This window comes from Achromobacter sp. E1 (assembly GCF_037039475.1).
Classification (GTDB): domain Bacteria; phylum Pseudomonadota; class Gammaproteobacteria; order Burkholderiales; family Burkholderiaceae_B; genus Achromobacter; species Achromobacter mucicolens.
On sequence record NZ_CP146253.1, the window covers coordinates 5472339 to 5486699 of the forward strand.

Sequence of the window (14361 nt, forward strand, 5' to 3'; positions counted from 1 at the left end):
GCCGTGCTGAAACGGACACGCGGCCGTCAGGCGGACGCCACGCTGCGCGCTGCAAAGGCGCTGGGCGACTCCCCCAGCGCCTTGCGGAACATGGCCGCGAACGCGCTGGGGCTTTCGTACCCCAGGTCCAGCGCCACATCCAATACCCGATCGCCCCGCGCCAGCCGCTCCATCGCCGCCAGCAGCCGCGCCTGCTGGCGCCAGCGGCCGAACGTCATGCCCGTATGCCGCAGAAAAAGCCGATGCACCGTCTTGGGATCCACCCCCAACGCCCGCGCCCAGTCGGCCGCCCCGTCCTGACGTTCCGGATGCCGCACGATGGCCCGGCAGATGCGGGCAAGGCGCGCCTCCGACGGCTGCGGAAGATGCAGCGGCAGCGCGGGCTCCTGGCGCAGCTCGTCCAGCAGCAGCATCATCAGCCGGCCGTCGCGCGTGTCCGGCGCCCAGTCCAGCGGCACCTGGGCGGCGGCGGCCATCAACTCGCGCAGCAAGGGCGACACCGACAGCACGCAGCACTGCGCAGGCAGATGCGCCGCCGCGCCGGGCTCCACAAACACGGTGCGCATGCGCGGTTCGCCGCTCATGCGGATGCCGTGCGTCACCCACGCCGGCACCCACACGCCGCGCGTCGGCGGCACCACCCAGATACCCGCGTCCGTATCCACCACCATCACGCCCGAGATCGCATAGACCAGCTGTCCGCGCCGATGGCGATGGCGCTTGACGCGATGCCCGTCCGGGTAGTCCACGGCCAGCCCCGCCACCGGACGGCGCGACGATTCATAGGGATAGAGATCCAGTTCGGCCGGCGTGCGCGACACGGAGGACGCCGTCATGGCGCATCCCCCCGCAGCGCCAGCAGCGCATCCTGCAGATGCCGCAGCCCGCGGCTGAGCGGCTTGTCGCGCCGCAGGACGATCGCCAGGTCGCGCGACAGGCGCGGCGTCAGCGAGCGTACCTCCAGCGCCTCGCGCCGCCCCGCGCCCGACACCGCCAGCCGCGGCAACACCGCGCAGCCCAGGCCCGCCCCCACGATCTCCTTCATCGCCTCCGTGCTGCCCAGTTCCATGATCGGCTTGGCCGCCACGCCCGCCGCCCCGAACCAGTCGTCCACCAGCCGCCGCGTACGCGCGCCCGGCTCGAACAGCACCAGCGGCATCCGCGCCAGCGCCTGCGGCGTCACCGCCTCGGGAATGGCGGCCGCATCGCGCGCCGGAAAGATCGCCACGAATTCGTCCTCCATCAACGGCGTCGCCTGGAACATGCGGCCCGGCGCGGGCAGCGTGATCAGCACGATATCCAGCGTATTGGCCTCCAGCCCGCGCAGCATGTCCGCCGTGTTGCCCGTGCTGGCCACGACGTCCAGCGCCGGAAACCGCTGGCGCAGATCCGCCAGCACCGGCGGCAGCAGATAGGTGCACGCCGTCGCGCCCGTGCCCAGCCGGATCCGCCCCGACACCTGCGATGCATGCGCGCTCATTGCCTGCTCGGCCTGCGCAATCGCGCCGTCGATCACGCGGATGTGCGCCAGCAGCTCACGCCCCGCCGCCGTCGGCCCCGCGCGCCGCCCCACGCGCTCGACCAGCTTCAGGCCGAAGCGCCGCTCCAACTGCCGGATCTGCAGGCTGACCGCCGGCTGCGTCACGCCCCCGCGCTCGGCGGCGGCGGAAAAACTGCCCAGTTCGATGACCTGCGCAAACGTGCGCAGGTGGTCCAGATTCAAGCCGCGCATGGCTCACACCAAAGTTGTGCTTATGAAAATCATAATAGATCAAAGCTTTATTAATGAAAGCGCTTGGCCCACACTGACGTTTTCATTGCCCATCCACGCGTCCATCTGCGCGTCCACGCTTGCGCACCCGATCGCCCACTAAATTTCCGGCTATTTCCATGTCGCCCCATTCGCCCACCGTCCTCATCCGCGACAGCGCGGAAGCCGATCTGCCCGCCATCAAGACCATCTATGCGCACCACGTGCAGCACGGCACCGCCTCGTTCGAGCTCGACCCGCCCTCCATCGCCGAAATGCGCCAGCGCCGCGCCGCCGTTTTGGAAAAGGAAATGCCCTACCTCGTGGCCGAGATCAACGGCGAAGTCGTCGGCTACGCCTACGTCACGCCCTACCGCCCGCGCCCCGCGTACCGGCACACCGTCGAGGACTCCGTCTACGTCAAGGCCGGCCGCGCCGGACTGGGCATCGGCGGCAAGCTGCTCGCCGCCCTGATCGAACGCTGCACCGCCGCCGGCTGGCGCCAGATGCTGGCCGTCGTGGGCGACAGCCGCAACGCCGCCTCGCTGGCCCTGCACGCCAGCCAAGGCTTTCACCCCGTCGGTACCCTCCGCTCCGTCGGTCACAAGCACGGCGAATGGCGTGACACCGTCCTCATGCAGCGCAGCCTGGGCGACGGCGACACCACGCCCCCGCAACGCCCATGATCCGCCCCCACGCCGTCATCTGCCTGGGGCTCACCCAGCTTGTCGGCTGGGGCGTCACCTTCTACCTCATCGGCGCCCTCGGCCCGGCCATGACCGCCGACCTGGGTTGGAACGCCGCCACCATCTACGGCGGCTTCTCCGCCGCCATCGTCGTCATGGCCCTGGTATCGCCCGCCGCCGGCGCCGCCGTGGACCGATGGGGCGGCCACCGCGTCATGCCCGCCGGCGCCGTGCTGTCCGCGCTGGGCTGCGCCCTGCTCGCCGTCACGCACGCCCACGCCCTCTACTTCGCGGCCTGGGCCACGCTGGGCGTCGGCATGCGCCTGTGCCTGTACGACGCCGCCTTTGCCGCCCTGGCCCGCGCCGCCGGCCCCGCCGCGCGCCGGCCCATGTCCCAGATCACCCTCTTCGGCGGCCTGGCATCCACAGTCATGTGGCCCGTCGGCCACTTTCTTGCCGAATGGCTGGGCTGGCGCGGCGCCGCCTGGTGCTACGCCGCACTGGCGCTCGCCACTGTCCCCCTCTACCTGGCCCTGCCCCGCCGCCGCTACACCGCCACCCCCACCGACCCCGGCAAGGCCGCCACCGCCCTGACCCGCACCGCCGCCGAACGCCGCCTGGCCGGCACCCTGTACGCCGTCATGGCGATGCTGACCAACTTCCTGGCCGCCGGCAACGCCGCCCACCTCTTTTCCCTGCTGACCGGCCTGGGCCTGGCCACCGCCGCCGCCGTCAGCGTCGCCGCCCTATGGGGCATCGGCCAATTCGCCGCCCGCCTCGGCGACGTCCTCGTCGGCGCCCGCCTGCATCCCCTGACCCTCAACCTGGCAGTGGGCCTCGCCCTCCCCCTGTGCTTCCTGCTCGCCCTTGTACCCGGCGGCAACCTCTACACCACCGCCGCCTACACCCTGCTCTACGGCGCCTGCAACGGCCTCATGACCATCACCCGCGGCACGCTGCCGCTGGCGCTCTTCGACTTTCGCAGCTACGGCGCGCTGGTTGGAGCGTTGCTGATCCCCAGCTTTCTGCTGACCGCCGCCGCGCCGGTTGCGTATGCGTATGTCATCGAGTGGCAAGGCGCGAAAGCAGCAATGATGGCGTCCGCAGCGCTGGCAGCCGTCATTGCTGCGGCAGCGGTGATGCTGAGATGGAGGTTTATCGGGCGGGTGAATGAAGCGGCAGTGTCGGCGGCCGCCACACCTGCCGTTGTGCCGACGGCGCGGGATGGTTTTTGAGCGCTGGCGTTCTTGGGACGGTGTCAGACACCCAGGAGGTGGTGGCGCTAGATGGGAGGGCGTTTCTGCAGGGTGTCAGACACCTAGTGCGAACACAGCACAACCACGCGCGAAGAGCCTGTCCGTATTTTTGTGGGCGAGGCGTTTTAAAAGTTGTTATCCCCGGGCCGCAGTAAACCGTTCGCCGAACAGGATAGCAAACTGGTTCATGGCGACTTTCCAGTCGAAGGTCGCTCTGACGGACTTGGCCAGCACGTTGCGTAGCGCCAGCCATAGGAGCTTGATGGCGGCCTCATCCGTTGGGAAGTGGCCTCGCGTCTTGATGATCTTGCGCAATTGCATGTTCAAGCTCTCGATGGCATTGGTCGTGTAGATCACGCGCCTGATGTCCGGCGGGAACACGAAGAACGGCGTGACGTTCTCCCAGGCCCGCTGCCAGGCCGCGACGATGGTGGGGTACTTGGTTCCCCAGGGCCCATCGGCGAACGCCTGTAGCGCCTGCTCGGCTGCTTGTGCGCTGGCGGCTGCGTAGATCGGGCGCAGGGCGGCGGCTACAGCCTTGCGATCCTTCCACCCCGCGTAATCCAGGCTGTTGCGGATCAGATGCACGATGCAGGTCTGCACCGTCGTGCGCGGGAAGGCCGTGCCGATGGCGTCGGCCAGGCCCTTCAGGCCGTCGACCACGGCGATCAGGATGTCCTGGCACCCTCGGGTCTTGAGTTCATTGAAGACCTTGAGCCAGAACTTGGCCCCCTCGGTTTGCTCGACCCACAGGCCCAACACATCGCGCTGGCCGTCGGCCTGCACGCCCAGCGCCAGGTACACCGCCTTGTTGCTGACGCCGCCGTCGTCTCGGATCTTGACCCGCAACGCGTCGAAGAACACCACCGGGTACATCGCCTCCAGCGGCCGGTTCTGCCAGGCGATGGTCTCGGCCATGACCTCGTCGGTGACCGAGCTGATGAAGTCCGGCGAGACCTCGGTGCCGTAGCTCTCGGCCAGGAACGCCTGGATCTCGCGCACGCTCATGCCCCGTGCGTACATGGCGATGATCCGGTCATCGAACCCGGTGAAGCGTCGCTCGTGCTTGGGGATCAGGATCGGGGCGAAGGAGCCGTCCCGGTCACGGGGAAGCTCCACGCGCACCGGGCCATGCTCGGTCAGCACCGTCTTGCCGCTGGCGCCGTTGCGCTCGTTGGCCTGGCCTTCGGGCTTGTCCTCGCCTGGCCGATAACCCAGATGCAGGTTCATCTCCGCGGCCATCGTGCGTTCGATCACCGCCTTCTGGAACGACAGGAACAGGTCTTGGACCTCGCTGGGCGTCATCGGTCCCTTGACCAGATGATCCAGCAGTTCGGCTGGGACTTCAGGCAGCGGCCCACGGGCCGCCGCCTGAGCGGCTGCGCTGCGTCTCTTCTTCATCGGCATATCCATGGTCTTTAGTCCTCATGATATGCCTCGCACACAAAATTGCGGATAGGCCCCGCGCGAAGCGTCATCACCAAACGCAAGACACCGCGTAAGCCCCGCCAGGCCGCCCGCGCGGCCGTCGTGGGGCGGGCGCCGCAAGATGCTCCACCCCCGCGCTAGCGCTGGCAAGAACCTCAAGAACTCGATTCGCCCCAGCGCCCGCCAAGCTGAAACCACCAGAGCTCGGCGTGTCGTCGGCCTGGGGTGCGCGGGGCGTGTAGATGCGCCCGAGGGAATCTGAAGGAAGCGCCGAAGGCGCTGACGAAGATGACAACGGGGCAGTCCGGAGCGAAGGCTCCGGACCGCAATCGTAGCCCCGCGCGCCCCAGGCCGACGACGCGCCGGGCGTCTTAAGAACCAGCCACAGGCCATTGCCGAGCTGACCAGCCACTCACCCCTCAGCCGCCGAAGCCACAACCCACTTCTCCCACCCGATCTTCCTCAACTTGCAAGCCGGACACTCCCCGCACCCATACCCCCAATCATGCCGAGCCCCCCGCTCCCCCAGATAACACGTATGGCTTTCCTCGACGATCGTCTCCACCAACGCATCACCGCCCAACGCATAAGCCAACGCCCAGGTCTCGGATTTGTCGATCCACATCAGCGGCGTCTCGATCGTCACCCGTGACCCAAGTCCCAGCCCCAACGCCACCTGCTGCGCCTTGATCGTGTCGTCCCGGCAATCCGGATACCCCGAGAAATCCGTCTCGCACATCCCGCCCACCAGCACGTCCAGCTGACGCCGGTACCCCAGCGCCGCCGCCAACGTCAGGAACAACAGATTGCGCCCCGGCACAAACGTATTCGGCAGCCCATTGGCCTGCATCTCGATCGCGCGGTCGCTGGTCATCGCCGTATCGCCCACCTGACCCAGCACCTTCAGGTCCAGCAGATGGTCCTCGCCCAACCGCGCCGCCCAGTCCGGAAAATTGGCCCGGATCTCGCGCAGCACATTCAGCCGCGCAGACAGTTCGATGTGATGACGCTGCCCGTAATCGAACGCCACCGTCTCCACATGCGCATAGCGGTCAAGCGCCCAGGCGAGGCAAGTGGTGGAATCCTGGCCGCCCGAAAACAGCACGAGCGCGCGACGTTGATGATTTTGCATAAAGGGGGCTTCTGGAATAACGAAGGGATACCTCGCACTTTAACCGAGCAAACGGCCTTCCCCGTAAGGAACGCTGCGTAAAATCGACCCATCATTTTCAAGGTTTGCCCGCAACGCCCGCTTCGACTTTTCCTCTTCCAACAGCCGTCAGACGGATCCCCGCACGATGAATGCCAAGCGCACGCAGTCAGATTCCGCAGAACCCTTGCGTCACGATATCCGGCTGTTAGGCCGCCTGTTAGGAGAAGTCATCGAAGAATGCGAAGGCAAGCGCGTCTTCGACACCATCGAAACCTTGCGCCGCACCGCCGTCAAATTCCGCCGGGAAGGCGACGACGCCGACAGCAAACTGCTTGAGCAACGCGTCAAGCGCCTGCAAGGCAGCGACCCCAACTCCGTCGCACGCGCCTTCAGCTACTTTCTGCACCTGGCCAACATCGCCGAAGACCGCGACCAGAACCGCCGCCAGCGCGCCCGCGCCCTCACCGACGGCACGCCCGCGCGCGGCAGCCTGCGCGAAGCCATCCAGGTGCTGGGCGGCCAGGGCGTCGGCGTGGCGCGCATCCGCCGACTGCTGGCCGAAGCCTGCGTCATGCCCGTCCTCACCGCGCACCCCACCGAAGTGCAGCGCAAAAGCACGCTCGACGTCCACCGCGAAATCGCCAGCGCGCTTGCGCAGCGCGACGCCCAGCTCACGCCCGACGAACTGGCCGAACTCGACACCGCATTGCTCGGCCGCGTCGCCACCCTGTGGCAGACCCGCATGCTGCGCTACACGCGCCTGACCGTCGCCGACGAAATCGAAAACGCGCTCTCGTACTACCGCAGCACCTTTTTGCAGGTCATCCCCCGCCTGTACGGTGACCTCTCCAAACTGCTCAACCGCGAATCCGCCAAGCCCTTCGCCGCCCCGCCCCCACCGCTCGAACCCTTCCTGCGCATGGGCAGCTGGATCGGCGGCGACCGCGACGGCAATCCCAACGTCGACGCCGCCACGCTCGAACGCGCCCTGCTGCGCCAGGCCACCGTCCTCTTTGAACACTACCTGCAGGAAGTCCACGCGCTGGGCGCCGAACTGTCCATCACCACCCTGCTCATCGCCGCCGACCCCGAACTGCTCGCGCTCGCCGAGCGCAGCGGCGACGACTCCCCGCACCGCCGCGACGAACCCTACCGGCGCGCCCTCGTCGGCGTCTACGCCCGGCTGGCCGCCACCGCGCTGCGCCTGACCGGCCAGAACCTTGCGCGCCGCAGCACTGTCGCCGCCCCCGCCTACGACGCTCCCCAGGAATTCGCCGCCGACCTCGCCGTCATCGCCGCATCCCTGGCCGCGCACCACGGCGCCCCCCTCGCCAAGCTGCGCCTCTCCGGCCTGCAGCAGGCCCTCGAAGTCTTCGGCTTTCACCTGGCCACCGTCGACCTGCGCCAAAGCTCCGACGTCCACGAAGGCGCGCTTGCCGAACTCTTCTCGCGCGCCGGCGTCACGCACAAGGGCAAGCCCCTCGACTATCTGGCCCTGTCCGAAGACGAACGCGTCGAACTCCTGCGCGCCGAACTCGCCCAGGCGCGCCCGCTCGCGTCGCCCTGGATCGCCTACTCCGAAGACACCACCCGCGAGCTCGCCGTCCTGCGCGCCGCCGCCGCCGGCCGCGCGCGCTACGGAAAACAGGCCGTGCGCCAGACCATCGTCTCGCACACCGAAACCCTCAGCGACCTGCTCGAAGTCATGGTCCTGCAGAAAGAGGCCGGCCTCATCGCGCCCGCCGGACAGGACATCCTTCCCGAAGACGGCCTCATGGTCGTGCCGCTCTTTGAAACCATCCCCGACCTGCAACGCGGCGCCGACATCATGGCCGCCTGGCTCGACCTGCCCGAAATCCGCCAACGCGTGAAGCGCGCGCAAAACGGCGCGCAGGAAGTCATGCTGGGCTACTCCGACAGCAACAAGGACGGCGGCTTCCTGACCTCCAACTGGTCGCTCTACCAGGCCGAACGCGCGCTGGTCGATGTCTTCTCCAGCCGCAACGTCCGCCTGCGCCTCTTTCACGGCCGCGGCGGCTCCGTCGGCCGCGGCGGCGGTTCCAGCTTCGACGCCATCCTTGCCCAGCCTCCCGGCACCGTCGCCGGCCAGATCCGCCTCACCGAACAAGGCGAAGTCATCCAAAGCAAGTACAAGGACGCCGAAGTCGGCCGCTGGCACCTTGAACTCCTCGTCGCCGCCACCCTCGAATCCAGCCTCGCCCCGCGCGCCGAAGCCACCAGCGCCGAAGACGCCCACATGGCCCACCACGGCCCCGCCATGTCCTTCATGTCCGACACCGCGCAACGCACTTACCGCGGCCTCGTCTACGACACCCCCGGCTTCGCCGAATACTTCTTCGCCGCCACGCCCATCAGCGAAATCGCCGGCCTGAACATCGGCTCGCGTCCCGCCTCCCGCAAAAAGGGCCAACGCATCGAAGACCTGCGCGCCATCCCCTGGGGCTTTTCCTGGGCCCAATGCCGCCTCATGCTCACCGGCTGGTACGGCATGGGTTCGGCCATCGAGGCCTACCTCGAAACCGGCTCCCCCGACGCCTCCCGCTCCCGCCGCGGCCGCCTCGCCCAACTACGCGAAATGGCCCGCGACTGGCCCGCCTTCCGCACCCTGCTCTCCAACATGGAAATGGTGCTGGCCAAATCCGACCTCGCCATCGCCGCCCGCTACGCCCAACTCGTCCCCCAGCGCGCCCTGCGCGAACGCATCTTCGGCGCCATCAGCGCCGAACACGGCCGCACGCTCGCCATGCTCAAACTGCTGACCCAACGCGAACTGCTCGCCGACAACCCCACGCTGCAAATCCTGCTGCGCGAACGCTTCGCGTATATCGACCCGCTGAACTATCTGCAGATCGACCTCATCCGCCGGCATCGTGCCGCGCAGAAAAATCCCGCTGCAGAGGTCGACAAGCGCGTGCAGCGCGCGATCCATCTGACGATCAACGGGATCGCGGCGGGGTTGCGGAATTCGGGGTAGAAACGCTGGCGGGAACCGGAACCGCGGATGTCGATGACGCCACCAGGATTGCAGCTTGCGGCCGGTGTCAGACACCCGGCCACGTCGCGGCAGGCTCAAGCGGCGTTGCTTAAGGGTGTCAGACACCTAAGAGCATCTGCATCTAGGCCGCCGTCAGATACCAAGAAGACCACGCGAGCGCGAAGCGTCATCACGCCAACGCAAGACACCGCGTAAGCCCCGCCAGGCCGCCCGCGCGGCCGCCGCGGGGCGGGCACTGCAAGACGCTTCAAACCCGCACGGCCGTAAGCAAGAACCTCAAGTACCCCACCCGCCCCAGCGCCCGCCAAGCTGAATTCATCCGAGCCCGGCGTGGCGGCGGCCTGGGGTGCGCGGGGCGTGTAGATGCGCCCGAGGGAATCTGAAGGAAGCGCCGAAGGCGCTGACGAAGATGACGAAGGGGCAGTCCGGAGCGAAGGCTCCGGACCGCAATCGTAGCCCCGCGCGCCCCAGGCCGACGCCGCGCCGGGCGTCAAAAGAACACTGCCTCGGTCTCCTCGAAAACCATCACAGGCCTGCACGCAAAAATCCGGACACTCCCTCATCCGCAAAGACAGCAGCCAGCGGACAGGACCAGCGCACGTCACCGCTTCACAAGCCATCACCAAGCCAGACAACCCTCCGCCCATTCAACGCAGCCCCACGCACCACCCCACCGAACACCCCCCAACCACGATTTGTCCACCCCCAGCAACTTTTAGTACTATCCCCCACAGAAATTCTATACACGCACAAATGTTCGTATATAGAACACAAAGGTTTTTCTGGCCAGCCGCGCACAGAAAGGCACCCTCGGACGAGACAGCGTTCCTCCTGGTCCCCGCGTGCCCGCGTGCAAGCAGCAGCCGCAAGCACCAAGCGAGCCATATGGACAATCCCCTCAGAAATCTCGCCGTCATCGGCGCAGGCGCCATGGGCAGCGGCATTGCCGCGCTGTTCGCCTCGAAGGGACTCAATGTCGTTTTGATCGATCCGGTCGACGGCGCCCTGGACCGAGCCCTCAAGACCATCGAACGGCAGTTGAACGTCTACGCGCCCGGCGAAGTCCAGCAGGTCATCCAGCGCATCCGCATGGAGCAAGGCCTCGAAGCTGCCGCCGCCAGCGACCTCGTCATCGAGGCCGTCCCGGAGAACCTGGATCTCAAGCGCGGCATCTTCGCCAAGCTCGACACCCTGTGCCTCGCGCACACGATCTTCGCCACCAACACCTCCGGCCTGTCCATCAACGCCATCGCCAGCGCCGTCCAGCGCCGCGACCGCTTCGTGGGCGCCCACTTCTTCACCCCCGCCGACGTCATTCCGCTCGTCGAGGTCGTCCGCAACGACGACACCTCCGAGGACACCGTTGCCAAAGTCATGGCCACCCTGCGCTTCGGCGGCAAACGCCCCGTCCTCGTGCGGCAGGACATTCCCGGCTTCATCGCCAACCGCATCCAGCATGCGCTTGCGCGCGAGGCCATCTCCCTGCTGGAAAAGGGCGTTGCCAGCGCCGAAGACATCGACGAAGTCGTCAAGTGGAGCCTCGGCATTCGCCTCGCCCTGTCCGGCCCCCTGGAACAGCGCGACATGAACGGCATCGACGTTCATTACGCCATCGCCAGCTACCTCTACAAAGACCTCGAGAACCGCACCGAACCGTCCGACCTGCTCAAGAGCAAAGTCGACAGCGGTCACCTCGGCGCCAAGAGCGGCCAGGGCTTCTACACCTGGAGCCCCGAACGCCGCGAACGCGTCCTGCGCGAGAAAAGCGCCGCCCTTGGCGAACTGGCCGCCTGGCTGAACGGCAAGGCCGGCGGCTCCTGAGCCGTTCTCGAACATCCACAAAAAGCGCGGCGGCCAAGACCGACCGCGCCATCGGGCCACGAGCCCACCCACACAAAGAAAAGCAATCGTCCCGCGCGCCCGCATCGTCACCCGATGACGCGCGCCGCCGGACATCAGAGAACCGCCTTACGGAGTTGTTGGAGGCACCATGAATAAATTGGCTTCATTTTTCACCGAGCTGATGCGCAAGTATCTGCCCGATCCCTTTGTCTTTGCGATCGCGCTCACCTTGCTCACCGTGCTGCTGGCCATGGGCATCGAAGGCCAGAGCATCGGCGACGTCACCCGCGCCTGGGGCAAAGGCTTCTGGAGCCTCCTGGCCTTCACCACCCAGATGGCCGTCATCCTGGCAATGGGCTACGTGCTGGCCACCGCGCCGCTGACCGACCGAATGCTCAACCGCATCGTCAGCCACGTCCACAAGCCGCACACCGCCATCATCGTCGCCACCCTCGTCGGCGGCATCGGCAGTTACCTGAACTGGGGCTTTGGCCTGGTCATCGGCGGCATCGTCGCCAAGAAGCTGGCCCTGAAGGTCAAGGGCGTGCACTACCCCCTGATCATCGCCGCCGCCTACAGCGGCTTCACCATGTACGGTCTTGGCCTGTCGGCCAGCATCCCCGTGCTCGTCGCCACGCCCGGTCATCCCACCGCCGCGCAGATGGGCACCATCCCCCTGTCCCAAACCATCTTCTCCGTGCCCATGCTGATCACCAGCCTGGTCATCATCGTCACCCTGCCGCTGCTCAACGCCTGGCTGCACCCCAAGAAGGGTGAAGCCATCGTCGAAGTCGATCCCAACATCGACCGCGACGCCAACGCGTCCAGCGCCGCCGAAGACATGCTCGAAAAGGGCACCCTCGCCTCCAAGCTCAACAACAGCCGCCTGCTCAGCCTGCTCATCGGCGCGCTCGGCGTGGCCTACGTCGTCTTTCACTTCATGGACGGCGGTTCGCTGGACCTGAACCTCATCAACTTCATCATCCTGTTCCTGGGCATCATCCTGCTCGGCACCCCCGCCGCCTACGTCGCCAAGCTGACCGAAGGCATCAAGACCATCTCCGGGATCATCCTGCAGTACCCGTTCTACGCCGGCATCATGGCCATCATGGCCGCCTCGGGTTTGGTCACCTCGATCTCCAAGGTCTTTGTCGACGTCGCCACGCCTGAAACGCTGCCGTTCTGGGGCCTGATCAGCTCGTTCGTCATCAACTTCTTTGCGCCGTCCGCCGGCGGGCACTGGGTCATCCAGGGTCCGTTCATGATCGACGCCGCCAAGGAAATCGGCAGCGCGCTCAACCAGACCACCATGGCCGTCATGCTGGGCAACGCCTGGAACGACCTCGTGCAACCCTTCTGGATCCTGCCCGCGCTGGCCCTGTCCAAGCTGAAGCTGCGCGACGTGATGGGCTATACCGTCATCATGATGCTGTGGGTCGGCGTGATCCACATCACCGCAGTATTGGCATGGGGCTATCTGACGCATTGAGCCCCCCCGTACGCGCTTGCGCGCGCCCCCCAGGGGGCGACACCTGCAGACCGGCGGAGCCGGATCTGGCGGTGTCCCCGATCTGGGGCGGGAAGAGGGCTATTGTCAAAGCAGTGTTTTTTTGAACCGAACGGGAATTGATATGACCAAACCCACCGCATATCTCGTCACCGGCGGCAGCGCCGGGATCGGCGCCGCCATCGTCCGCATGCTGCTCGATGCCGGCCACAAGGTCGTCAACATCGACTACAAGCTGCCCGAGAATCCGCCGGCGGGTCTGGTCTCGTATCAGGCCGATCTGACCGATGAAGCGCGCACGCAGGAAGTCGCCCGCGAAGTCACCAGCGCGTTCAACATTGTCGGCCTCGTGAACAACGCCGGCGCCACGCGGCCCGGCACCGCCGACACCGCCACGCTGGCCGACCTGGACTACGTCGTCAATCTGCACCTGCGCACCGCGCTCATCCTGGTGCAGGCCGCGCTGCCCGCCATGCGCGAAGCCGGCTTCGGCCGCATCGTCAACATGTCCTCGCGCGCGGCGCTGGGCAAGCCGGATCGTGTCGTCTATTCGGCCACGAAGGCCGGACTGGTGGGCATGACCCGCACGCTGGCCATGGAACTGGGAGGCGATGGCATCACCGTCAACGCCATCGGCCCCGGCCCCATCGCCACCGACCTTTTCACCAAGAGCAATCCCGCCGGCGCGCCGCAGACCGAGCGCATCATCAACAGCATCGTCGTCAAGCGCCTGGGCACGCCCGAAGACGTCGCGCGCGCCGCGATGTTCTTTTTGTCGCCCGACAACGGGTTCGTCACCGGCCAGATGCTGTATGTCTGCGGCGGCACGACGCTTGGCGTCGCACCCATCTGAACGCGGCCGCCATGTCCCTGCTGGCCGACCTCGCCATCCGCCCGCGCCGCCTAGCGGCGCAGCAGCGCGTGGTTGATCTGGTCGGCGGCGCGGCGCAGCGGCGGCAGAAAGGCCTCCAGCATCGCCTCGCGCGAAAACCGGTTGGCATGGCCGCTGACGTTCATCGCGGCAATCACGCGGCCGCTGCGGTCGATGATGGGCACCGCCACCGACTGCAGGCCGGGCTCCAGTTCCTGCGCCACGCACGCGTAGCCATCGGCGCGCACGCCGGCCAGCACGCGCTTGATCTCATCGATGTCGGTAACGGTGTCCGCCGTGTAGCGCTGGATCTGGCTCATCGCCAGCACGCGGTCCAGCTCGGCGGGCGGCAGGCCCGCCAGCAGCACGCGGCCCATCGACGTCACCCAGGCCGGCAAGCGGCTGCCCACGGCCAGGTTGATCGTCATCACCTTATGGGTCGACAACCGCAGGATGTAGACGATGTCGGCGCCTTCCAGCACCGACACGGAACACGATTCGCGCGTCAGCTCGGCGACTTCTTCCATGTAGGGCAGCGCCAGGTTCCACAGCGGCGTGCCCGACAGGTAGGCGTAACCGAGCTCCAGGATGCGCGGCGTCAGCGAGAACTTGCGGTCCTCGACGGTGACGTAGCCCAGATGTTCCAGCGTCAGCAGGATGCGGCGCGCGCCCGCGCGGGTCAGGCCCGTCACGGCCGCGACTTCGGACAGCGTCATCTGCGAACGGTCGGGGCCGAAGGCCCGGATCACCGACAGGCCGCGCGCGAAGGATTGCACGTAACTGTCGCTGGGTTGCTGGGGATCTTGCTCGGCCATCCGTCTGGTTCCAAGAGTAAAAGGCCCGCCGCCGGCG

At 67.0% G+C, this 14361-nt stretch carries 11 protein-coding genes; 6 read left to right on the forward strand and 5 right to left on the reverse strand.

What is annotated here, in order from left to right:
- Positions 1-26: 26 nt before the first annotated feature.
- Together V6V88_RS25220 and V6V88_RS25225 are read right to left on the reverse strand one after the other, a co-directional pair.
- The gene (locus tag V6V88_RS25220; protein WP_062841293.1) at positions 27-836 is read right to left on the reverse strand and encodes a helix-turn-helix transcriptional regulator; all 810 of its coding nucleotides are present in this window, start codon (positions 834-836) and stop codon (positions 27-29) included.
- On the reverse strand, positions 833-1732 hold the full coding sequence (locus V6V88_RS25225; protein WP_056319797.1) for a LysR family transcriptional regulator: 900 nt from the start codon (positions 1730-1732) through the stop codon (positions 833-835). The genes V6V88_RS25220 and V6V88_RS25225 overlap by 4 nt, the downstream gene beginning before the upstream one ends.
- 158 nt (positions 1733-1890) lie before the next feature.
- Between V6V88_RS25225 and V6V88_RS25230 the strand changes: the two genes are divergently transcribed.
- Both V6V88_RS25230 and V6V88_RS25235 read left to right on the forward strand, forming a co-directional pair.
- Positions 1891-2436, forward strand: coding sequence for a GNAT family N-acetyltransferase (locus V6V88_RS25230; protein WP_223573375.1), 546 nt, complete (start codon positions 1891-1893; stop codon positions 2434-2436).
- A complete protein-coding gene (locus V6V88_RS25235; protein ID WP_223573377.1) occupies positions 2433-3671 on the forward strand; it encodes an MFS transporter in 1239 nt (412 codons plus the stop codon). Before V6V88_RS25230 ends, V6V88_RS25235 begins: the two co-directional genes overlap by 4 nt.
- A gap of 156 nt (positions 3672-3827) precedes the next feature.
- Here V6V88_RS25235 and V6V88_RS25240 read toward each other — a convergent pair whose 3' ends face one another.
- Together V6V88_RS25240 and queC are read right to left on the reverse strand one after the other, a co-directional pair.
- Positions 3828-5099, reverse strand: a complete 1272-nt coding sequence (locus V6V88_RS25240; RefSeq protein WP_102776314.1) for an IS256 family transposase — start codon at positions 5097-5099, stop codon at positions 3828-3830.
- Between the two features lie 433 nt (positions 5100-5532).
- Positions 5533-6252, reverse strand: a complete 720-nt coding sequence (gene queC, locus V6V88_RS25245; protein WP_056319804.1) for a 7-cyano-7-deazaguanine synthase QueC — start codon at positions 6250-6252, stop codon at positions 5533-5535.
- 166 nt (positions 6253-6418) lie between these two features.
- On the opposite strand from queC, the gene ppc reads away from it, so the two are divergent.
- The 4 genes from ppc (at position 6419) to V6V88_RS25265 (ending at position 13491) form a co-directional block, all read left to right on the forward strand.
- Positions 6419-9268, forward strand: coding sequence for a phosphoenolpyruvate carboxylase (gene ppc, locus V6V88_RS25250; protein WP_338616918.1), 2850 nt, complete (start codon positions 6419-6421; stop codon positions 9266-9268).
- A 906-nt stretch (positions 9269-10174) separates the two neighbouring features.
- Complete coding sequence (locus tag V6V88_RS25255; RefSeq protein ID WP_223573381.1) at positions 10175-11110, forward strand: 3-hydroxyacyl-CoA dehydrogenase family protein; 936 nt, start codon at positions 10175-10177, stop codon at positions 11108-11110.
- Between the two features lie 169 nt (positions 11111-11279).
- Complete coding sequence (locus tag V6V88_RS25260) at positions 11280-12620, forward strand: TIGR00366 family protein (RefSeq protein WP_338616919.1); 1341 nt, start codon at positions 11280-11282, stop codon at positions 12618-12620.
- A gap of 142 nt (positions 12621-12762) precedes the next feature.
- Positions 12763-13491 (forward strand): SDR family oxidoreductase, encoded by a 729-nt coding sequence (locus V6V88_RS25265; RefSeq protein WP_062839031.1) that lies wholly within the window; start codon positions 12763-12765, stop codon positions 13489-13491.
- 50 nt (positions 13492-13541) lie between these two features.
- Here V6V88_RS25265 and V6V88_RS25270 read toward each other — a convergent pair whose 3' ends face one another.
- Positions 13542-14324 carry an IclR family transcriptional regulator gene (locus V6V88_RS25270; RefSeq protein ID WP_056319820.1) on the reverse strand — a complete coding sequence of 261 codons (783 nt, stop codon included), beginning with the start codon at positions 14322-14324 and terminating at the stop codon, positions 13542-13544.
- Positions 14325-14361 lie beyond the last annotated feature (37 nt).

Excerpts from the sequence above, each read along its gene's own strand:
- V6V88_RS25220 (WP_062841293.1), bottom strand. The coding sequence starts at position 836 with ATGACGGCGTCCTCCGTGTCGCGCACGCCGGCCGAACTGGATCTCTAT.
- V6V88_RS25225 (WP_056319797.1), bottom strand. The coding sequence starts at position 1,732 with ATGCGCGGCTTGAATCTGGACCACCTGCGCACGTTTGCGCAGGTCATC.
- V6V88_RS25230 (WP_223573375.1), top strand. The coding sequence starts at position 1,891 with ATGTCGCCCCATTCGCCCACCGTCCTCATCCGCGACAGCGCGGAAGCC.
- V6V88_RS25235 (WP_223573377.1), top strand. The coding sequence starts at position 2,433 with ATGATCCGCCCCCACGCCGTCATCTGCCTGGGGCTCACCCAGCTTGTC.
- V6V88_RS25240 (WP_102776314.1), bottom strand. The coding sequence starts at position 5,099 with ATGCCGATGAAGAAGAGACGCAGCGCAGCCGCTCAGGCGGCGGCCCGT.
- queC (WP_056319804.1), bottom strand. The coding sequence starts at position 6,252 with ATGCAAAATCATCAACGTCGCGCGCTCGTGCTGTTTTCGGGCGGCCAG.
- ppc (WP_338616918.1), top strand. The coding sequence starts at position 6,419 with ATGAATGCCAAGCGCACGCAGTCAGATTCCGCAGAACCCTTGCGTCAC.
- V6V88_RS25255 (WP_223573381.1), top strand. The coding sequence starts at position 10,175 with ATGGACAATCCCCTCAGAAATCTCGCCGTCATCGGCGCAGGCGCCATG.
- V6V88_RS25260 (WP_338616919.1), top strand. The coding sequence starts at position 11,280 with ATGAATAAATTGGCTTCATTTTTCACCGAGCTGATGCGCAAGTATCTG.
- V6V88_RS25265 (WP_062839031.1), top strand. The coding sequence starts at position 12,763 with ATGACCAAACCCACCGCATATCTCGTCACCGGCGGCAGCGCCGGGATC.
- V6V88_RS25270 (WP_056319820.1), bottom strand. The coding sequence starts at position 14,324 with ATGGCCGAGCAAGATCCCCAGCAACCCAGCGACAGTTACGTGCAATCC.